Origin of the sequence: Pseudomonas sp. UBA3149, from assembly GCF_002364655.1 — a bacterium.
Taxonomy (GTDB): domain Bacteria; phylum Pseudomonadota; class Gammaproteobacteria; order Pseudomonadales; family Pseudomonadaceae; genus Chryseomonas; species Chryseomonas luteola.
The window spans coordinates 301,233-321,964 of the sequence record NZ_DEYV01000030.1 but is presented as its reverse complement, the minus strand read 5'-3'; the positions used below and the strand labels follow the sequence as shown (position 1 = coordinate 321,964).

Here is a 20,732-nt window from a genome sequence, read left to right as displayed (position 1 = left end):
AACACAAAGGCCCGGTCCTAAAGCCGGGCCTTTGTGTTTTCGGCGCTGGAAGCCAAGGCTTGCCCGCTGCTACCATCTCCTTTTGTATTGTTCTGTGTCGAGACCTCCCATGACCACTGTTCGCACGCGTATCGCACCGTCGCCTACTGGCGATCCCCATGTCGGTACCGCTTACATCGCCTTGTTCAATCTCTGCTTTGCTCGTCAGCATGGCGGTCAGTTCATCCTGCGTATCGAGGATACCGATCAGCTTCGCTCTACGCGTGAGTCTGAACAGCAGATCTATGATGCGCTACGTTGGCTGGGTATCGAATGGGACGAGGGTCCTGACGTAGGAGGTCCACATGGACCTTATCGCCAGAGTGAGCGGGGTGAGATTTATAAGAAGTACTCCAACGAGCTTGTCTCCAAGGGACATGCGTTCCCATGCTTCTGCTCGGCCGAGCGTCTTGATCAGGTGCGTGCCGAGCAGACGGCCCGCAAGGAAACGCCCCGTTATGATGGACACTGCATGCATATCGATCCTGCCGAGGCGCAGCGTCGTATTGCTGAGGGTGAATCCCATGTCATACGAATGAAGGTGCCAACAGAAGGCATCTGCGTCGTGCCGGATATGCTGCGCGGCAATGTCGAAATTCCGTGGGACCGCATGGACATGCAGGTTCTAATGAAGGCAGACGGCTTGCCGACATACTTCCTGGCTAACGTGGTCGATGACCACTTGATGGGCATTACTCACGTTTTGCGTGGCGAAGAGTGGCTGCCTTCCGCACCCAAGCTCATCAAGCTGTACGAATACTTTGGCTGGGAGCAACCCGCACTGTGCTATATGCCGCTGCTGCGTAATCCAGACAAGAGCAAACTTTCCAAGCGCAAGAACCCGACGTCCGTAACGTTCTATGAGCGTATGGGATATTTGCCCCAGGCCATGTTGAACTACTTGGGCCGGATGGGTTGGTCAATGCCGGACGAGCGTGAAAAGTTCACGTTGGCTGAGATGATCGAGCACTTCGATATCAATCGTATCTCGCTTGGCGGCCCCATTTTCGACATTGAAAAACTGTCTTGGCTAAACGGACAGTGGATCCGTGAGCTGAGCGTGGAGGCATTTGCTGCCGAGGTTCAGAAATGGGCGCTCAACCCTGACTACCTGATGAAGATCGCGCCTCACGTACAGGGGCGTGTTGAAACCTTCAGTCAGATTGCACCGCTGGCCAGTTTCTTTTTTGCCGGCGCTTTGCCGCTGGATGCGGGGTTGTTTGCTCACAAGAAGCTTTCTCCAGATCAGGTGCGCCAGGTAATGCAGCTGACTCTCTGGAAGTTGGAATCGCTACGGCAGTGGACCAAGGATAATATTACGGCATGTATTCAAGGTGTAGCCGAGGGACTTGAGCTCAAACTGCGAGACGTGATGCCATTGATGTTTGCAGCTATCACTGGACAGGCCAGCTCCGTCTCGGTCCTTGATGCTATGGAAATTCTTGGTCCCGACCTCACACGCTTCCGCTTGCGTCAGGCCATAGAGCTGCTCGGGGGGGTATCCAAGAAAGAAAACAAGGAGTGGGAAAAGCTCCTGGCTACCTTGGGGTAATTGAAAAGGGCGACGTGAGCAATTACGGCGCCCTTTTTTCTGGCCTTTTGAAGTGGCTGATTACCTTGCATCAAGGTGATGAGCATTACTCATGTAGATCGGTTGTTGTTGAGTAATCCAGCGCCTTGGGCTGGGTTCCCGCGGCTGCATGGTCTACCATGGCGCCCATTCGTTTAATGGGTGCCGGGAGTCCGGCCATTATGAGGTTACAATGAGCTGCGATTTTCTAGCGCAAGCCCTGCCAGGCGTGCAGAAACTTTCACCTTATGTTCCAGGCAAGCCAGTCGATGAGTTGGCGCGCGAATTGGGACTGGATCCTCAGCGTATCGTCAAGTTGGCGAGCAATGAAAATCCATTAGGCCCGAGTCCCAAGGCAACTGAGGCGATAAGAGCCGAGCTGGCTGAGCTGACACGTTACCCGGATGGCAATGGGTTTGAGCTCAAGCAGAAAATTGCCAGTCGATGCGGCGTCAATATCGATCAGATAACCTTGGGCAACGGTTCTAACGATATTCTCGAGCTGGTTGCACGCGCTTACCTGGCTCCTGGTCTTAATGCAGTATTTAGCGAGCATGCATTTGCCGTATATCCCCTGGTGACGCAGGCAATTGGTGCCGAAGGTCGTGCAGTTCCCGCCGTGAATTGGGGGCATGATCTGGATGCGATGCTCAAGGCTATCGACGAGCATACGCGAATCGTCTTTTTGGCTAATCCCAATAACCCAACAGGTACCTGGTTTGGTCCACGCGCTTTGGCGGCCTTTCTGAAGGCGGTACCCGAGAATGTGTTGGTGGTGCTTGATGAAGCCTATATTGAGTATGCCGAGGGAGACGAGTTGCCGGATGGTTTGAGCTATCTGGCGGGCCACTCCAATCTCCTGGTTTCACGTACATTCTCCAAGGCTTATGGCTTGGCCTCGTTACGGGTGGGGTATGCCATTTCCTCAGCGGAGATTGCGGATGTACTGAATCGCGTACGACAGCCTTTCAATGTCAACAGCCTTGCCTTGGTTGCAGCATGCGCGGCTATGGATGACGCTGATTACTTGGCCAAAAGTCGTCAGGTCAATGACGAGGGAATGGCTCAGTTTGAGCAGAGTTTTCAGCAGTTGGGACTTTCCTGGATTCCTTCTAAGGGAAACTTTATCGCCGTTGATCTCGGGCAACCGGCCGCGCCTGTTTATCAGGCATTGCTGCAAGAGGGTGTGATTGTCCGTCCGGTCGCTGGATACGGCATGCCAACATTCCTTCGTGTTTCTATTGGTGCGAAAGAGGAAAACAGTCGTTTCCTTGAGGCGCTTGCCAAGGTGCTGGCTCGTGGTTGAATCGCAAAAGGTCCCCATGTTTGGTCGTCTCGTCGTAGTAGGACTTGGACTGATTGGCGGCTCGTTTGCCAAGGGCATGAAGGAGAGCGGCCTGTTTCATGAAGTGGTCGGCGTAGATCGGGATAGAGAAACACGGCGTCTAGCGGTTGAGTTAGAGGTTGTTGATAGCACTGAGGCAGAGCTGGCCGTTGCTTGTCAGAATGCAGACGTTATCCAGTTGGCGGTTCCCATTCTTGCCATGGAACGAGTCCTTGCAGAGCTTGCGGCTCTCGACATCGGCCAGGCTGTGCTGACCGATGTTGGGAGTGCAAAAGGCAGCGTTGCCCGGGCAGCCAGAAAGGCCTTTGCCGGCAAAGCGTTCCGCTTCGTCCCAGGGCATCCAATCGCTGGTTCTGAAAAGAGTGGTGTTACGGCGGCTAATGGTCAGCTATTCAAGCGGCACAAAGTCATTCTTACACCCCTTGATGAGGCGGATGCTGAGGCGCTTGCAAATATTGATCTACTTTGGCGGGCACTGGGTGCTGACGTTGAATACATGACGGTTGACCACCATGATGAGGTGTTGGCTGCAACCAGTCACTTGCCGCATCTGCTGGCTTTTACCCTGGTTGATTCGCTCGCCCAGCGTAGTGAGAACCTTGAGATATTTCGTTATGCCGCTGGTGGCTTTCGAGACTTCACCCGTATCGCTGGCAGTGATCCGGTCATGTGGCATGATATTTTTCTAGCCAACCGGGAAGCCGTACTGCGGACACTGGATACATTTCGTGACGACCTGGATGCATTGCGTCAGGCTGTCATTACACAGGATGGGCATCAGCTGCTGGGTGTCTTTACCCGCGCCCGGGTTGCCCGAGAGCATTTCGGCAAAATACTGGCCCGCCGGGCCTATGTGGACGCTATGCAAACTAAAGATCTTACCTATATCGCCAATCCTGGCGGCTCGTTGTCCGGACGCGTTCGAGTGCCCGGAGATAAGTCCATTTCGCATCGATCAATCATGCTGGGCTCCCTGGCGGATGGAACGACAGAGGTGGAAGGGTTCCTTGAGGGTGAGGATGCTCTCGCTACGCTGCAGGCGTTCCGTGATATGGGGGTCGTCATCAAGGGGCCCACCAATGGTCGTGTAACCATTCATGGTGTGGGATTGCATGGCCTCAAGGCGCCTGCAGGTCCGCTATACCTAGGAAATTCAGGCACCTCAATGCGACTGTTGTCCGGGATTCTTTCCGCTCAGGCATTTGATACCACCCTGACCGGTGATGCCTCGCTCTCCAAGCGCCCCATGAACCGGGTTGCCGATCCATTGCGGGAGATGGGGGCTGTTATCGAAACAGCAGAGCAGGGACGGCCACCGATGACCATTCGCGGCGGACAGAAGCTCAAAGGTATCCATTACGACATGCCCATGGCCAGCGCCCAGGTTAAGTCCTGCCTATTGCTGGCAGGCCTGTATGCCGAAGGGGAGACATCGGTTACTGAGCCTGCTCCGACGCGTGATCACACCGAGCGAATGTTGCAGGGGTTTGGTTATCCGGTGACGGTAGAAGGTAATGTGGCAAGAGTGCGCTCGGGCTCCAGGCTCACTGCCAATCGTATCGAAGTACCTGCAGATATTTCCTCGGCAGCTTTTTTCCTCGTGGCCGGAAGCATTGCGGAAAACTCCGAGTTGGTTCTTGAGCACGTGGGTATCAATCCTACTCGTACCGGGGTCATCGATATCCTGCGCCTGATGGGTGGCGACATTACGCTTGAGAGTCAGCGTGAGGTAGGGGGAGAACCTGTAGCTGATCTGCGCGTCCGTTCAGCTACGTTGAAGGGAATCGAAATACCGGAAGCGTTGGTGCCGCTGGCAATTGATGAGTTCCCGGTTCTGTTTGTTGCCGCCAGTTGTGCTCAGGGGCGTACCGTTCTGCGAGGCGCAGAAGAGCTACGTGTCAAGGAGTCTGACCGTATTCAGGTCATGGCCGATGGTTTGAAAGTACTGGGTGTAAGTGCTACTCCTACGCCTGATGGAATCGTGATCGAGGGCGGCTCCATGGGTGGCGGAGAAGTGGAAAGTCATGGTGATCATCGCATCGCAATGGCGTTTAGTGTGGCCTCGCTGCGAGCGAGCGCACCGATACGAATCCGTGATTGTGCAAATGTTGCAACTTCCTTTCCCGGCTTTCTTGAACTGGCAGCTAAAGCTGGGATTCGTGTGAAAGAAGAGGCTTCCGTATGATGAGTACCGCTCCGGTTATTACAGTCGATGGGCCTGGAGGCTCTGGGAAGGGCACTATCGCGGCACTTCTTTCCCGCCGTCTGGGCTGGAATCTACTGGACTCCGGAGCGCTTTATCGCCTGCTGGCCTTCGCAGCGCGCAACCATGGCGTTGACCTGACGAATGAGGAGTCACTCAAGGCGTTGGCAGCGTATCTGGACGTGCAATTCCAGGCTGGGCATGAGCATGGTCAGCGCATTGTCCTAGAGGGGGAGGATGTTACCGACTTCATTCGAACCGAAGATATTGGGGCAGGCGCTTCACAGGTGGCGATCCTGCCGGCTGTACGTGAAGCGTTGTTGCAGCGACAGAAAGCCTTTCGCGAGGCGCCTGGCCTTATTGCGGATGGTCGGGATATGGGAACCGTGGTTTTCCCAGATGCGGAATTAAAGATATTTCTGACCGCTAGCGCCGAAGAACGCGCCAGACGGCGCTATCTTCAGTTGAAGAAAAAGGGCGAAAGTGTTAATTTGCCGGGTCTCCTCGAAGAGATTCGTGAGCGCGACGAGCGTGATACTCAGCGCACCGTCGCCCCACTCAAGCCGGCAGATGATGCCATTGTCCTGGATTCGACGAATCTCTCGATTGAACAAGTGCTCGACCACATCCTTGCATTGGCTGCCGAGCGTGACCTGGCAGGATGACAGCCAGATTATCCTATCTTGGGATATTTGGTGAAGGCAGGCAGGAACCAGTCTCAACCTGTCTGCTGGATATTGATAACGAACCCCGCATTGGCTGGTGATGCGGTAGATCGGGTGCATCGTGTACCCAACATTACAGGTATAAACATGAGCGAAAGCTTCGCAGAACTCTTTGAAGAAAGTCTGAAATCCCTCGACATGCAACCGGGTGCCATCATCACAGGTACTGTGGTTTCCATCGATGGTGACTGGGTAGTTGTCGACACTGGCCTGAAATCTGAGGGTCTTGTTCCGCTCGAGCAGTTCTACAACGAACAAGGCGAGCTGACCATCAACGTGGGCGATGAAGTCCATGTGGCTCTCGATGCCGTGGAAGACGGTTTCGGCGAAACCAAAGTGTCTCGCGAGAAAGCCAAGCGCGCTGAGTCCTGGTTGGTCCTGGAAGCTGCGTTCAACGCTGACGAAGTGGTTAAGGGTGTTATCAACGGTAAGGTCAAGGGTGGTTTCACTGTTGACGTTAGCGGCATCCGCGCTTTCCTGCCAGGCTCCCTGGTTGATGTCCGTCCTGTGCGTGACACTGCCCACCTGGAAGGCAAAGAGCTAGAGTTCAAGGTCATCAAGCTTGACCAGAAGCGCAACAACGTTGTTGTTTCTCGCCGTAGCGTTCTTGAGGCTGAGAACAGTGCCGAGCGTGAAGCGCTGTTGGAGTCCTTGCAGGAAGGTCAGCAGGTTCGCGGTATCGTCAAGAACCTCACCGACTACGGTGCGTTCGTTGATCTGGGCGGCGTAGATGGCCTGCTCCACATCACTGACATGGCGTGGAAGCGTATCAAGCATCCTTCCGAGATCGTTAATGTTGGTGACGAGATCGACGTTAAGGTTCTGAAGTTTGATCGCGAGCGTAACCGCGTATCCCTGGGCCTGAAGCAGCTGGGCGAAGACCCATGGGTTGCTATCAAGGCGCGTTACCCAGAAGGTACACGTGTTCAGGCTCGTGTTACCAACCTGACTGATTACGGCTGCTTCGCTGAGCTGGAAGAAGGCGTTGAAGGTCTGGTACACGTATCCGAAATGGATTGGACCAACAAAAACATCCACCCGTCCAAAGTCGTACAGGTTGGCGACGAAGTGGAAGTTATGGTTCTGGATATTGACGAAGAGCGTCGTCGTATCTCTCTGGGTATCAAGCAGTGCCGTCCGAACCCATGGGAAGAGTTCTCCGGTCAGTTCAATAAGGGCGATCGTATCTCCGGTACTATCAAGTCCATTACTGACTTCGGTATCTTCATTGGTCTGGATGGTGGCATAGACGGTCTGGTTCACCTGTCCGATATTTCTTGGAACGAGCCGGGCGAAGAAGCCGTACGCCGCTTCAAGAAGGGTGATGAGCTGGATACCGTTATCCTGTCCGTTGATCCTGAGCGTGAGCGCATTTCTCTGGGCATCAAGCAGTTGGAAGACGATCCGTTCTCCAGCTACGCTGCTCTGAACGAGAAGGGCACCATCGTTCGTGGTACTGTGAAGGAAGTTGACGCCAAGGGCGCCATCATCACTCTGGGCCATGAGATCGAAGGCGTTCTGAAGGCTTCTGAAATCAGCCGTGATCGCGTTGAAGATGCGCGTAACGTTCTGAAGGAAGGCGACGAAGTTGAAGCCAAGATCATCAGCATCGATCGTAAGAGCCGCGTGATCAGCCTTTCCGTCAAGTCTAAGGATGTTGACGATGAGAAGGAAGCGATGACGTCCCTGCGTAACAAGCAGGAGCCGAGCGCAGGCCCGACTACTATCGGTGACCTGATCAAGGCGCAGATGGAAAACCAGGGTTAATCACCTTAGGTTTTCTAAGAAAGGGGTGGCTTAGGCCACCCTTTTTTATTGCCTAAAAAAAGCTTCTCAGATCTAAGGGGTTATATGTTTAGCGTCAAATAAATTTACAGCCTTTTGCTGGGTATATGCTTTTCAAAGCCAAGCGGTCATGCTAAAAGAGTTAAAAAATGATCTAGCCGCTTGAAAAAGAAGGAAAATTCCATGACCAAGTCGGAGTTGATCGAACGTATCGTTTCGGAGCAAGGGCAGCTGTCAGCTCGCGATGTTGAGCTGGCTATCAAGACAATGCTTGAGCAAATGGCCCAAGCGCTCTCAACCGGAGATCGTATTGAAATACGAGGCTTCGGCAGCTTCTCTTTGCATTATCGTTCACCTCGTACAGGGCGAAACCCTAAAACAGGGGAATCTGTAACGTTGGATGGAAAATACGTTCCGCATTTTAAGCCAGGTAAAGAGTTGCGAGATCGTGTCAATGAGCTGGAGTAATCTTGGTAGCGTTAAAGCTTGATGGGGTGGACGGGTGGACCATATCGCAATGTTCCATTGCGGATAAAGAGACGCAAGATTTGTCCGCCTTATATCTGTAAAGTTGTTTAGTGCTCAAATGTGACACGGTAGACGGGGTACATCATGTTGTCAGTTGCTTTAGGGTGCGGAATTTATATCGCGAGTGTCTAGCCTTGGCTCCTTATTTATAGTCTTCGAATCGCATTGGCGCGGAATACTATGAGTTCTAAATTTTAAAGATTCTGAGTCCAAGCGAACAATTTGTATCTAATTGCAAAGACGGTGTGCAGCGAGCCATTCTAGGATTTTTGCCATGGTGCGCTGATGTATCACCTTATTCTATTATTAACTAATAACTTTACTAAACAATGTTGCTAATTGGCTACAGCTCTCATCAAGATTTTTAACTATCTATCCAAGACTAGATTGAGGCTGATTTTATCGATTTTTTATCGTCTTGGAGAGATTCTTGAGGTTTGGTGGTAAGCGGGACTGTTGCAAAATTTGAGCACTCCGCTAGGGCGATGAATAGGCATATTATTATTTTATAAGGCTTAGTTTATTTTGCGGGAGGTAAAAAGTTTACCTGTAATATCTGGTAGTGAATGCAGAATATGTACTTTGGCTTTTAATAAAGGATGTATTGGGATTGTTTTAAGTAAGTGTGGTTTTGTTTAAGATGTTTTGCATGAATACCTTGTTTTTAAAATAAAAAGGTAGATATGAAGCTTGTGTCTTGGGTGTTTAGATCCTGGTTATAGATTATATGATTTAAGTTAATTTAAATATAAGCAGCGATTTTTTTGTAATGTCTTTTTATTTGATGGCTTTTGATTTATTTATATGCCGTTGATTGCATGCGTAAGCTGATATGAATCATAAATCTTTGCTCTTTTTTAAGTGATAACTTGGCTTCTTGTTCTCGATCATTAGTTTGTTTCAAGCTGAGAATATTTTATTTTCACTGATTCATGATTATCTTTTTATCTAATTTCCGAAAGATGAGTTTTACAAAGTAGAATTCATTAAGGAAAATGGATCGAGTAGTAATCCGTTTCGCCAGTTTAATTAAAGCAGGTGTGCCGATTTTCATAAGTACCAAGAATTTTATAATTTTCTTCAGGATTATTTTTCTCGCAAAACATCCTGCTTGATAAGAAGATAATGTATTGGATCGAAACGCTCTTTATATGGTGATAGGGTTGACGTGTAATTCTTTAAGAACCTAGGCTGGCTTGAATATTTGCCAATTTCCTCCAGGGCTATAAGGAGCTTCTGTTTTATAATTTCGGTCTGCTTGTCTTCAGATTCATGGGTGTCCGCTTTCCAAAGTTGCTGTTAGGAATTCAATTATTTTCTTTTTTGAAGGCTGCTAGCTCTATTTTTTCATTCTGTCTACTCTCTGTCTGAAAAATCGGTTTGCTACTCTGTGATGTCTTTTCTAGGCGGAGATCAGAGATGACAGGGCGCTACGAGTTGGACGATCAATCATGGGAGCGGATCAGCGATCTGATTTCTTACAGGCAGCAACGGGGGCGGCATCGCAAGGATGATCGCCTGATGCTTAATGGCATCTTTTGGGTACTATGTTCAGGAGCTAAGTGGCGTGATTTGCCCGATCACTTTGGAGCCTGGCAAACGGTCTATCACCGTTTCCGTACCTGGCGAGACCGCTCTTTATTTACGGCCCTGCTCAAACGGCTTCATTTAAGCTTGAGGCAGGACGGTCGTATTGACCTCAACACCTGGATGGTTGACTCAAGCTCCATCCGTGCAACGCGTGCGGCTTCGGGTGCCGCTAAAAAAGGGGTGACCAAACGCTGGGACGCAGCCACGGTGGCCTGACCAGCAAGCTCCATCTGGTGTGTGATACACAAGGCATCCCCTTAAGCTTAACGGTTTCGCCTGGACATCACTCCGATAGCCGCTACTTTTCAACTGTCTTGGACAAGGTTTGCCTGCCGTCTTCACTAGGTCGACCGATCAAACGGTGCCGTACGGTTCTGGCTGACAAGGGTTATGACAGCGAGGCGCTGCGTCAGTACTGTGATCGCTTCAGGATCAAGCCCATCATCCCGTTACGCCAGATGCATCGTCGTCCCAAGAAAGGCCTGCCCAGACTCTTTGACCGACCGGCCTATTGCAAACGCAATGCGATTGAAAAGCTCTTTAGCTGGCTTAAGGAGCATCGCCGAATAGCCACCCGTTTCGAGAAACTCACCAGCAGCTTCGAAGCCATGATTTCTCTAGCCTGCATACGGATTTGCTTGAGAAAATCTGTTTCAGACAGAACCTAGTAGAGGCATTGATGGCGCGGCTGTCATTTTTTATCTTTTCTAGATAAGGCGTGTTTTCATAAATCTAGCGGTCTGTTCGCAATTAAATTATTAAGCTCCGCCTATTTCAATAAATTTTTTAGTAAATAAAGTCACCAAGAAGCCCATTTTTTGTACAGCAGTACATAAATGTCTTGAGTTCCAGTGTCCAATTTTTTTAGGGTTTTGGCTATTGCTAGGTAGAATTCATTCAGAAACTAATTATATCATAGGTGGCTGCATGCCTTTTAATGTACTGGTTATAACTTGAATAAGTCAGTTCGCTTATGGACCTGGCTACAATAATAAGCGAAATATTAGAACTGTACTGCTTTAGCGTGCATAAGGGTTCGGCTAGGGAGCTCCTTTTCTACAGAGGAAAAATGTTCACAAGACAGCAGCAGTTGATCCTTTTCACTGCTAGCTCTACTTAATCACTGTTTGATTTTGGCTTTTATACGCGCTTTGCAGAACGCTTTGGGGCAGCCATAGACAATGACATCGCCAAGTCTAACGCATTACCGCCTCGTATCGTTTGAAAGTCGCCACCAGCTATATTTACAGGATAAATCATGTTTTCGAACGTGCCGCTCAGCTCCAATTGTTGGAAGCAGCTCTGAAGGTGAGAGCTGCCAGTTTTATCCATTCCAATATGAATAAATGTATTTTTGAATTTCATATCAGGCCTCTATAAAATGCGGCACGCTTCCAGCCGAACAATACGTTCCCGCCAAACGGGCGTGAATACATAAGCTGCCTAAATTCGTCTACTTGGTGACCGTCTAGATCCTGAGCGAGGCTTTCAACATCGCGGGCGATAAACATTCCTCGATAAAGCCCGTCAAGCTTTATCAGTGGCATACCAATATGATGCAGAAAGATATTATTTTGATGAATCTGTGAGCCTCTGGAGAATGTTTCGACAAAGTGGGCTATCGCTTCTATACAGATGGTTTTATAAACGTCATCGTATGTTAGGTCTACATCTTCCAAATGCTTATAAACAAAGCCTGCTAAGGATCTAGTAGACATAACGAAGTTCATCCCAAAATCTTCAATCTCATTGCTTTTAACGTCTTTGCCCCACAAGCGCATCAGCTTATGGTTGCTATAAAGATATTTTTTTGTAAGCCCTTTTACCATGATACCTGAAGAATACGTGGGCCAGGGTAAAAGCTCGGATGCTCTGGATAGCGTAACCAGGCTGTCGATTAGGTCTGTGTGAGTTTCTAGGACTTTGGCAATACGTGTTGAGTCGTACAGCGCCTTGAACTGATCAGGTGACGTCACCACTCGCTTTAATGTCTTGGAAAACACCATTTCCCCGCGCTTGATGACATCTGGTCGTACATCGGTCAGCTCGTAGTTCTTCCAATAATTTTGAAATACTTCGTTATTGAGTATCTTTTTATCAAGGGCTATACAGAATGAGCCAAGATGATGCTCTATTTCAAAGTTTTCAGTTGCACCCAGTGCTTCTATTTTGCTCTCAAACATTTCCTCCAAGAATTTATCGATGTGCTTGGAGCTGAAAAATATGCTGTCATTGATCATAAGAAGGCGAGGGCAGTCTTTCTGCATGCCTCTCCTGAAAAGGTGCTCAAAACCAGTTTTATAACTGCCGAAGTCCCGGCCGTAGTTATGCTTGTCAATGTAGCAATCAATGATGTCTTTGTGCTTTTCTATACTGGTTAGTTTTAGTGTGTTAACACAGATCGTATATATGCCTTGTTTCTTCGCGCTTTGAAGAAGGCCAATGACGTCATTTCTTAGAATGCCTTTCTCGTATAGTGCGAGGAGCATTATTTTTTGCCCTTCATAAGGCTTGTCTAAAATAATTTGTTCTTTGAATTTTTTTGACTTTTTCCAGTTCTGATACGATTGAAGCTTTAAGTAGTTATTTGCTGCTTGAAATACCAGCGTGTTTAAAATTTTGCTTAAGAGTCGCATTTAATACATCCGTCCTGGTTGACTGCTGTATAGCCTAATATTTATAGAAATTATGTTAACTGATAACGAGCAGGGTTTTTCTGCTAGAGGCATGGCATTCATTCAGCTGAAATATGCTTCTGTAACATCTTTTGCAGATCTAATCATCTTTACTGTTCCATGCTCCAACCAGATGGCACGGTTGCATACTTTTTCAATTAGCTCCCGCGAATACCTGGCTATGACCAGAATCTTGTTGGCGTTGATTATTTCCTTGATTCTTGCCTCCCCTTATGTTAGAAGCCTTCGTCCTCTGCCGAAAGCCATTCATCCATGAGCAGAATTTCCGGCCTAAATATTGCCGAAGGCCAGTCCCATGGTGCCGGTCATCACGCCCATACTAATTGTTAGCCAGAATGGACCTAGCGCAGATCCCTTGTAGCGCTGTCTTACAGCCTGCCATCCTAGAAGGCCGATAGGTGATGAACATTTAATCGATGAATAGATATCGTTGAGTGCTGAAGAATTGTCTAGATGCATTGAGTTAGTACCATCCTCATTATTGGGCATGAGTTTTGTGACCGAGAGACCAGTTAAGATTGTTCCTAGCAAACTCTGTTACTGGAGTTATCAAACAAATATAGATGTTTAGCTTACAGCATCACTTGATTGGAAGCCGGTCTAGTGTCGCACCAACTGGCTGGACGGCAGAGCATCTATTAGGCGCAGATAGTGAAAAGGTGCGAGCAAAAACAAAAAAACGTGTCGCAGTTCTCACTAGCAAGGTGTCGGTCACCCTTTTTGAATAATTTTCTTGCCGGAGTTTGGTTAGTCTCTCCAATCTTCAGACTTGCTTTTCATCATTAGTAAGAAAACCTGATAGTTCATACCCCTCCTCGGTTATGGCTGATGGGTTGCGCTTGTTAGCTTCGAGCCGGTCATGGCTTTTACGGCTGGCTTTGCTCGGAACAATTCACGCTTTTCTCTATCAAAGGGCAGCAATACAGATATGGCCCGGGCATTAGGGTGGACGGAAAATTTAGGTCAGGATGATGCTGAGAGTAATAGTTGCGGTCGTTGTTACGTATCATCCCGACATGGTAGCCCTCTGCAGGCAGCTGAAGCTAATTGCTCGTCAAGTTCATGCTGTCATGCTTGTGGATAATGCATCGCTTGGCGTCGAGGAAATCGATGAACTTTCTGAAATCGCGCAAGTTCATCAATGTGAGAGCAATGTAGGTATTGCCAAGGCTCAGAATATCGGTATTCAAAAAGCAATAGTGGCAGGCGCTGACGGGATTATTTTTTTCGATCAGGACAGCGTGGTGCCTGAAGGTATGATCGCTTCGCTTAGCCAAGAGTTCGATAGGCTATCGGTTAGACATCGAGTTGGCGCTGTCGGTCCAATTTATCGGGACTCCGAGCTTGGTTTCTACTATCCCGTTATTCGGATCGATAAATTAGGTTTGGTGCGGAAAATCATTCCATCAAGCGCCTCTGAACCTATACAGGTATCTTGTTGTATTTCTTCAGGCACTTTGGTCCCTGTTCATGTTCTGAATGATGTGGGTTTATTACAGCAGGCACTGTTTATTGATTATGTTGATACGGAGTGGTGCCTGCGTGCCGTCGCGAAGGGGTACGAGATTTTTGTAGTCCCCGATGCCCTGATGGAGCACAAAATTGGGGACGACACCTTGTCCTTTGGTCGCTGGAAAGTGCCTGTCCATTCACCGTTCCGCCGTTATTACCGTCTACGTAATGTTTTTATCCTTGCGAGGCTGAAGCATATTCCCATCCTTTTAATTGTTAAGGAAGGAGTGCAAGGGATATGCCACCAACTAATACTTGTTGCAACGCAAAAAGGCAGTCGGCTCGCCTATGCCAGGGCGGGAGTCAAAGGGCTGCTCGATGGCCTGAAATTATGTGCAAGTAGGCGGTTTGTAAATGATGCTTAGGCGGCCACGGTTCGCCGTGGCGCTTGCGGCTTACAACGGCATGCTTTGGATTGACGACCAGCTCTCCAGTATTCTCGAGCAGCGGAGTGTAGATGTCGTCGTATTTATCAGTGTCGACGTCTCGTCTGATGAAACATATGAGCATGTACTTTCGCTTGCCTCTAAAAATTCTCGCATATGTGTTTTGCCACAGATCGAGCGGTTTGGTGGGGCAGCCAAGAACTTCTATCGCTTGATACGCGATATAGACATTTCTGGATTTGACTATCTAGCCTTGGCTGACCAAGACGATATCTGGCTTGAGAATAAATTGATTAGAGCTCACCAAGTACTGATCGAACGGCAAGCTGAGGTCTATTCGGGTAATGTCATGGCATTTTGGGAGGATGGTCGGCAACGTCTCCTGGATAAGGCGCAGCCAATGCGCGCTTATGATTATCTTTTTGAGGCGGCTGGTCCCGGATGTTCCTACGTGATGGGTAGGGCCTTTGCTCAGCGTTTACAAGCGTTCATGGAAGAAAATTGGTCGGCTGTCAATGAGGTCGCGCTTCATGATTGGCTCATTTACGCGTATGGTCGTAGCTCTGAGGCGCAATGGTATATCGATCCGTGGCCTTCTGTTCTGTACAGACAGCATGGAGGTAATGTTGTGGGAGCCAATGTAGGTGTCCGCTCAGCCTTGAGCCGAATCAGGCGCATAAAAGGTGGGTGGTACCGAGACGAGTCGCGGAAGATCATCCGCTGTCTTGGTCTAGAAGATACCCCGGGTATCGCCCATATCATCTTAAAGAAAGAACGTTTAAGCGCGATTCGTTTGCTGGTTGAGGTCAATAAGACCAGGCGGAAGCTAACGGATCGGATCGCTTTAGCTCTCTTCATATTGCTAGGGCTGTACCGGTAGATGGCTAGAGTTCTGGTAACCGGGGCAGCCGGTTTTGTAGGCTCTAATCTTGTCTCGGCGTTAAATCAGCAGGGACATGAGGTTGTGGCGATGTCTCGTATGACAATCGAGACTGCAAGCGATCTTGTACAGCCCTGTCAAGCAGATTTTACAAGTCTGGATGCTAGTGCTTTTCGACGCCACCGTGTCGAGAGTGTCGTCCATTGCGCTGCTAAGGTTCATGCCATGCACGAAAAGCCAGGGCAGGGGCTGGGTGAGTACCAGCGGGTAAATGTCGACGGAACGATGAAGCTTGCGCGTCTGGCGGCTGCCCATGGGGTGCGTCGGTTTGTCTTTGTCAGCTCGGTAAAGGTCAACGGTGACGAGACGGTACCCGAACAACCTTTTTCTCCCTTAGACGCACCCCAGCCTTCCGATGCCTATGCCATTTCAAAATGGACTGCCGAACAGCAGCTCATGGAGCTGGCAAGAAATGGAGTAATGGAGGTCACCATTATTCGTCCGGTACTGGTATATGGGCCAGGCGTAAAAGCCAATTTTCTTACTATGCTACGTTGGTTAGACAAAGGCATTCCATTGCCGTTGGGTGCTATCGATAATCGTCGCAGCCTGGTTTCGGTCAACAACTTGGTGGATTTCATTTCAACATGCCTTTTTCATCCGGCTGCTGCCGGTCAGACCTTTATGGTGAGTGATGGAGAAGACCTTTCTACTACTGAGCTGCTTAAGCGCCTAGCCCGATTTTTAGAGCGTCCCATAAGGTTGATTCCTGTACCTCGAGGATTGGTAGAGGTTGGTGCAACCCTTCTTGGGAAGGGTGCGTTATCTCAGCGAGTGTGCCGTTCCCTGCAAGTCGATATTTCCAAGAACCTTGATATCACCGGTTGGCGGCCGCCTGTAGCTGTGAACGATGCTCTCCAAGCTACTGCAATTGATTTTTTGAGAAGCAAGGAAAGCTGATGACGCTATTTTTGGCTGTCTGCACGGTCGTCGCGTCTTGGGCTATGACACACTACGTTCGGCGTTATGCGTTAAAGGGACATCTTATGGATATTCCTAGTGTGCGCAGCTCTCACTCTATTCCTACGCCCCGGGGTGGTGGCTTAGCTATAGTTATCGTGTTTTCTATCGCTACCTTGGTCTGGCAATTTATTGGCGCCAATCTCTATTGGACTGATCTTGTCGCGTTGCTCGGTGCGGCATGTGGCGTTGCTCTAATTGGTTTTATTGATGACCATGGTCATATTTCGGCCAGGTGGAGGCTGCTCGGGCATTTTGCTTGCGCTGCTTGGGGGCTCTGGTGGTTGCAAGGATTTCCAACGGTCATGATTAATAATACGGCTATTAATTTTGGCTGGTTGGGCAACGCGTTTGCGTTGTTTTATCTGGTCTGGCTGCTTAATCTCTATAATTTCATGGATGGGATCGATGGCATTGCAAGTGTCGAGGCGATTTGCGTAGGAGCAGGCGGTGCCGCTCTATTCTGGATTACCGGACACGGTGCCATTGCATGGCTCCCGTTGCTGTTAGTGGCTGCCGTCTTAGGCTTTTTGATTCTGAATTTTCCGCCCGCTAGAATTTTCATGGGGGACGCGGGCAGTGGGTTTTTAGGAATCATTTTAGGATGTCTTTCTATCCTGGCTGCACGGCTTGATCCGGCTTTTTTTGTGGCATGGATTATCTTATTAGGTGTATTTGTGACGGATGCTTCCTTTACGCTGTTTCGTCGCTTGCTTAGAGGCGAAAAGGTTTATGAGGCTCATAGAAGTCACGCATACCAATCTGCTGCGCGCTTTCACAATGGGCATCGCCCCGTCACGTTGGCCGTTCTGTTAATCAATACTATTTTGCTTATACCTACGGCACTTTTGGTTGGTACAGGTTATCTATCGGGAGTTATAGGCGTTGCTGTTGCCTACGTTCCCTTGATCTATCTTGCCGTTCGTTATGAGGCAGGAAGGCCGGAAAGCTCTCGATAGATCATATTGGTAGGATTGGTGAAGATTTGAGGGAGCTGTAGTTATGCTACGCGAGCGATTAGTCAGCCTAAGTCGTCGTAAAAAGCGTATTGTTCAAATAGCTACAGATCTGATTCTGATCTGGGTCGCCTTATGGCTCGCCTTCTTCATACGTCTCGGAACCTCTGAAAGTATCGAGCCCTTTAGTGGTCACGCCTGGCTGTTTGCTTCGGCTCCAGTAATATGTATTCCACTGTTCATCCGCTTTGGTATGTACCGTGCAGTCATGCGTTACTTGGGGTATGACGCAATGATGGCTATTGCCAAAGCTGTTACGCTTTCGGTGTTAGTGTTGTCCCTGGTGATCTACTGGTATCAGGACAAGCCCGAGATTGTTCCAAGGTCGATGATCTTCAACTTCTGGTGGTTGAGCTTGTTCATGATTGGCGGGCTACGCTTGGCCATTAGACAGTACTTTCTCGGCGATTGGTATGCGGCATTGACCAGTGTTCCCTTTATGCGCCAGCAGACTGGACTGCCTAGGGTCGCGATTTATGGGGCTGGCTCGGCTGGTAATCAGTTAGTCGCTGCGCTCCGTGCGGGGCGTGCAATGCGACCTGTTGCGTTCATCGATGACGACAAGAGTATTGCCTGTCGTGTTATTGCTGGACTTAAAGTTTACCGCCCTAAACATATTCAGCAGATGCTCAATGAAACCGGGGCGGAAGAGGTATTGTTAGCTATCCCTTCATCTTCACGTGCTCGCCGGCGTGAGGTATTGGCTCAGCTGGAACCTTACCCTTTGCATGTTCGTACTGTTCCGGGTATTACCGATCTGGCTAGCGGCAAAGTCAAGGTCGAGGATATTCAGGAAGTTGATATTGCAGACTTGCTTGGACGGGACCAGGTTGCACCGAACCAGGCGCTTTTTGAGCGTTGTATTCGCGGTAAGGTTGTTTTAGTCACCGGAGCGGGTGGATCGATTGGCTCCGAACTATGCCGCCAGATTATGGGCCAGGGTCCATTAGGGCTAATTCTATTTGATCACTCGGAGTTTAATCTCTATAGCATTCATCAGGAGTTGGCGGGCGCTATAGAGCGCGAATCCTTGCCCATTTCTCTGGTTCCGATTCTAGGATCGGTGCGTAACAACAAACACTTGCTGCACATTTTGAGGTCATGGAAAGTCAATACTATTTATCATGCCGCTGCGTACAAGCATGTTCCTATAGTTGAGCACAATATTGTCGAAGGCGTGCTGAACAATGTATTTGGTACCGTTAATACTGCCGAGGCGGCCATTCAGGCAGGTATCGAGCACTTTGTTTTAGTCTCCACGGATAAGGCTGTACGACCGACGAATGTGATGGGGAGTAGCAAGCGGCTTGCAGAAATGGTGCTACAGGCCTTGAGTCAAGAATCTGCTCCAACGCTGTTTGGTGAGCAAGGTGGAATTCATCGTGTCAATAAGACGCGCTTTACCATGGTTCGTTTCGGTAACGTCTTGGGATCCTCTGGCTCTGTAATACCGCTGTTTCGCGCTCAGATTCGCAAGGGCGGTCCGGTAACCGTGACGCATCCTGGCATTACTCGTTTTTTCATGACCATTTCCGAGGCGGCTCAGCTCGTCATTCAGGCGGGGTCCATGGGTGCGGGAGGGGATGTATTCGTACTTGATATGGGTGAGCCAGTCAAGATCGTGGAGCTGGCGGAAAAGATGATCAACCTCTCGGGCATGACAGTCCGTTCGGAGAAAAATCCCCACGGAGATATTGCCATTGAGTTCACTGGTCTGCGCCCGGGGGAGAAGCTCTACGAGGAGCTGTTGATTGGTGACAACGTCTTGCCTACAGAGCATCCAATGATCATGCGGGCCAGTGAGGATTTCGTGTCTTGGGATGCCTTCAAGCTAGTGCTGGCTGATCTAAAGTCAGCGGTGCAGGCAGATGATTATTCTCGCATTAGGCAGCTATTGCGCGAAACCGTAGCGGGATATGTACCGCAGGGCGAAATCGTCGATTGGTTATACGTACAAAGCCGTCGGGACAGATAATAAGTAGCTCGTGTTAACCATCCTTTCGCCTTTATTAAGCACGTAAAATAGAATATAGATCAGCGTAGATGCAATTAAGAATCTTTCAGAGAAATTTTTGATGATGAGCACATTGAGTTAAGTTTTTCTTTCTTCGTGGAAACTTTTCTAAGTCAAAGCTGTTTAAGTCAGGTCTTGATGGCGGGTGGTGCTATTCATCAGCCTTAGGGCTTGCGTTCTAAATCTAGGGAACGAGACGCCTGTTGAGCTGTATTGGCTGCTTAACAGGAATTTATGATTTTTTAGCTGTGCCTTGCGCGTTTTGCTAACTGGCGCAGGCGTTTAAAAAGGCAGGTTCAGGATGAAAGTGCTGGTAACTGGTGGTGCGGGTTTCATTGGTTCTGCAGTGGTCCGTTTTTTGATCAACGAGACGAATTGCCATGTGGCAAACGTCGACAAACTGACTTACGCAGGCAACCTTGAGTCGCTAAATGAGGTCGCGTCATCTGATCGGTATGAGTTTCATCAGGTCGACATCTGCGATGCACCTGCCCTAAAAACTGTCTTCGATTCATTTCAGCCCGATGCGGTGATGCACCTTGCTGCCGAGTCACATGTGGATCGCTCTATCGAGGGGCCGGCTGAGTTCATTCGGACCAACGTTTTGGGGACCGGAACTATTCTAGAAGTGGCTCGTGCCTATTGGTCTGGACTCAATGCCGACCGGAAAGAAGCGTTCCGCTTCCATCATATTTCCACAGATGAGGTGTTCGGGGATCTGCATGGCACGGACGACTTGTTTACCGAAACGACACCTTATGCGCCAAGCTCTCCCTATTCAGCCAGCAAGGCGGGCAGCGATCATCTGGTACGCGCATGGGGGCGCACCTATGGATTGCCGGTGCTGATCACTAATTGTTCGAATAACTACGGACCGTTCCACTTCCCGGAAAAATTGATTCCTCACGTTATTCTGAACGCCATGCATGGCAAGCAGTTACCCGTATATGGTGACGGCTCGCAGATCCGCGATTGGCTATTCGTTGAAGACCATGCCCGTGCGCTCTACACCGTTGTAACCAAGGGTGTTATAGGTGAGACCTATAATATTGGCGGACATAACGAAAAGCGTAACCTGGAAGTGGTAGAAGCTATTTGTGATTTGCTCGAAGAGTTGGCGCCTGAAAAGCCAGCTGGTATCACAGCCTACCGCGACTTGATTACTTTCGTGAAAGACCGCCCAGGCCATGACCTACGCTATGCGATTGATGCCAGCAAAATTGAGTCGGAGCTTGGTTGGGTTCCGCAGGAAAGCTTTGAAACAGGGCTTCGTAAGACTGTTCAGTGGTACCTCAACAACCGTTCCTGGTGGCAGCGCGTTCTTTCTGGTGCTTACCGTCTCGAGCGATTGGGTGAAGCTGTTTAATTTTCAGCCAGGGTTATTTGTATTTAGATCCTTAAGCCTATATCGATTGAGAGGGAC

Annotated in this window: 14 protein-coding genes and 1 pseudogene; 13 read left to right on the top strand and 2 right to left on the bottom strand. The window is 49.3% G+C overall.

Translation table 11 applies throughout. The features are described 5' to 3' along the window. Positions 1-109: 109 nt before the first annotated feature. From gltX to B3729_RS19435, 7 genes and pseudogenes are all read left to right on the top strand, one after another. Positions 110-1,591 (top strand): glutamate--tRNA ligase, encoded by a 1,482-nt coding sequence (gltX, locus tag B3729_RS19465; protein WP_286788739.1) that lies wholly within the window; start codon positions 110-112, stop codon positions 1,589-1,591. Positions 1,592-1,802: 211 nt separating this feature from the next. Next, complete coding sequence (gene hisC, locus B3729_RS19460) at positions 1,803-2,915, top strand: histidinol-phosphate transaminase (RefSeq protein ID WP_286788738.1); 1,113 nt, start codon at positions 1,803-1,805, stop codon at positions 2,913-2,915. Positions 2,916-2,931: 16 nt separating this feature from the next. Continuing rightward, positions 2,932-5,139 (top strand): bifunctional prephenate dehydrogenase/3-phosphoshikimate 1-carboxyvinyltransferase, encoded by a 2,208-nt coding sequence (locus B3729_RS19455; RefSeq protein WP_286788758.1) that lies wholly within the window; start codon positions 2,932-2,934, stop codon positions 5,137-5,139. Next, the gene (cmk, locus tag B3729_RS19450) at positions 5,136-5,822 is read left to right on the top strand and encodes a (d)CMP kinase (RefSeq protein WP_010797901.1); all 687 of its coding nucleotides are present in this window, start codon (positions 5,136-5,138) and stop codon (positions 5,820-5,822) included. Before B3729_RS19455 ends, cmk begins: the two co-directional genes overlap by 4 nt. A 147-nt stretch (positions 5,823-5,969) precedes the next feature. Beyond that, positions 5,970-7,649, top strand: coding sequence for a 30S ribosomal protein S1 (gene rpsA, locus B3729_RS19445; protein WP_010797902.1), 1,680 nt, complete (start codon positions 5,970-5,972; stop codon positions 7,647-7,649). Between the two features lie 201 nt (positions 7,650-7,850). Continuing rightward, entirely contained in the window at positions 7,851-8,135 is a 285-nt protein-coding gene (gene ihfB / locus B3729_RS19440; RefSeq protein ID WP_010797903.1) for an integration host factor subunit beta, read from the top strand. Positions 8,136-9,614: 1,479 nt separating this feature from the next. Then, positions 9,615-10,453 (top strand): annotated as a pseudogene (locus B3729_RS19435) (IS5 family transposase). A gap of 472 nt (positions 10,454-10,925) precedes the next feature. Here B3729_RS19435 and B3729_RS19430 read toward each other — a convergent pair. Both B3729_RS19430 and B3729_RS19425 read right to left on the bottom strand, forming a co-directional pair. Continuing rightward, positions 10,926-11,150, bottom strand: coding sequence for a hypothetical protein (locus B3729_RS19430; protein WP_010797905.1), 225 nt, complete (start codon positions 11,148-11,150; stop codon positions 10,926-10,928). Continuing rightward, the gene (locus B3729_RS19425) at positions 11,147-12,421 is read right to left on the bottom strand and encodes a rhamnan synthesis F family protein (protein WP_286788737.1); all 1,275 of its coding nucleotides are present in this window, start codon (positions 12,419-12,421) and stop codon (positions 11,147-11,149) included. Before B3729_RS19425 ends, B3729_RS19430 begins: the two co-directional genes overlap by 4 nt. Positions 12,422-13,452: 1,031 nt before the next feature. Here B3729_RS19425 and B3729_RS19420 point away from each other — a divergent pair. From B3729_RS19420 to rfbB, 6 genes are all read left to right on the top strand, one after another. After that, positions 13,453-14,358, top strand: coding sequence for a glycosyltransferase family 2 protein (locus B3729_RS19420; protein WP_286788736.1), 906 nt, complete (start codon positions 13,453-13,455; stop codon positions 14,356-14,358). Positions 14,359-14,374: 16 nt separating this feature from the next. Further along, positions 14,375-15,259: a glycosyltransferase gene (locus B3729_RS19415; protein ID WP_286788735.1), complete on the top strand. Its 885-nt coding sequence runs from the start codon at positions 14,375-14,377 to the stop codon at positions 15,257-15,259. Further along, on the top strand, positions 15,260-16,219 hold the full coding sequence (locus B3729_RS19410; protein WP_010797910.1) for a UDP-glucose 4-epimerase family protein: 960 nt from the start codon (positions 15,260-15,262) through the stop codon (positions 16,217-16,219). Then, positions 16,219-17,238: an MraY family glycosyltransferase gene (locus B3729_RS19405; RefSeq protein WP_286788734.1), complete on the top strand. Its 1,020-nt coding sequence runs from the start codon at positions 16,219-16,221 to the stop codon at positions 17,236-17,238. The genes B3729_RS19410 and B3729_RS19405 overlap by 1 nt, the downstream gene beginning before the upstream one ends. Before the next feature lie 43 nt (positions 17,239-17,281). Beyond that, a complete protein-coding gene (locus tag B3729_RS19400; RefSeq protein WP_286788733.1) occupies positions 17,282-19,270 on the top strand; it encodes a polysaccharide biosynthesis protein in 1,989 nt (662 codons plus the stop codon). A 340-nt stretch (positions 19,271-19,610) separates the two neighbouring features. After that, positions 19,611-20,675, top strand: a complete 1,065-nt coding sequence (rfbB, locus tag B3729_RS19395) for a dTDP-glucose 4,6-dehydratase (RefSeq protein ID WP_074825235.1) — start codon at positions 19,611-19,613, stop codon at positions 20,673-20,675. Positions 20,676-20,732: the final 57 nt, after the last annotated feature.

Excerpts from the sequence above, each read along its gene's own strand:
- gltX (WP_286788739.1), top strand. The coding sequence starts at position 110 with ATGACCACTGTTCGCACGCGTATCGCACCGTCGCCTACTGGCGATCCC.
- hisC (WP_286788738.1), top strand. The coding sequence starts at position 1,803 with ATGAGCTGCGATTTTCTAGCGCAAGCCCTGCCAGGCGTGCAGAAACTT.
- B3729_RS19455 (WP_286788758.1), top strand. The coding sequence starts at position 2,932 with ATGTTTGGTCGTCTCGTCGTAGTAGGACTTGGACTGATTGGCGGCTCG.
- cmk (WP_010797901.1), top strand. The coding sequence starts at position 5,136 with ATGATGAGTACCGCTCCGGTTATTACAGTCGATGGGCCTGGAGGCTCT.
- rpsA (WP_010797902.1), top strand. The coding sequence starts at position 5,970 with ATGAGCGAAAGCTTCGCAGAACTCTTTGAAGAAAGTCTGAAATCCCTC.
- ihfB (WP_010797903.1), top strand. The coding sequence starts at position 7,851 with ATGACCAAGTCGGAGTTGATCGAACGTATCGTTTCGGAGCAAGGGCAG.
- B3729_RS19430 (WP_010797905.1), bottom strand. The coding sequence starts at position 11,150 with ATGAAATTCAAAAATACATTTATTCATATTGGAATGGATAAAACTGGC.
- B3729_RS19425 (WP_286788737.1), bottom strand. The coding sequence starts at position 12,421 with ATGCGACTCTTAAGCAAAATTTTAAACACGCTGGTATTTCAAGCAGCA.
- B3729_RS19420 (WP_286788736.1), top strand. The coding sequence starts at position 13,453 with ATGCTGAGAGTAATAGTTGCGGTCGTTGTTACGTATCATCCCGACATG.
- B3729_RS19410 (WP_010797910.1), top strand. The coding sequence starts at position 15,260 with ATGGCTAGAGTTCTGGTAACCGGGGCAGCCGGTTTTGTAGGCTCTAAT.
- B3729_RS19405 (WP_286788734.1), top strand. The coding sequence starts at position 16,219 with ATGACGCTATTTTTGGCTGTCTGCACGGTCGTCGCGTCTTGGGCTATG.
- B3729_RS19400 (WP_286788733.1), top strand. The coding sequence starts at position 17,282 with ATGCTACGCGAGCGATTAGTCAGCCTAAGTCGTCGTAAAAAGCGTATT.
- rfbB (WP_074825235.1), top strand. The coding sequence starts at position 19,611 with ATGAAAGTGCTGGTAACTGGTGGTGCGGGTTTCATTGGTTCTGCAGTG.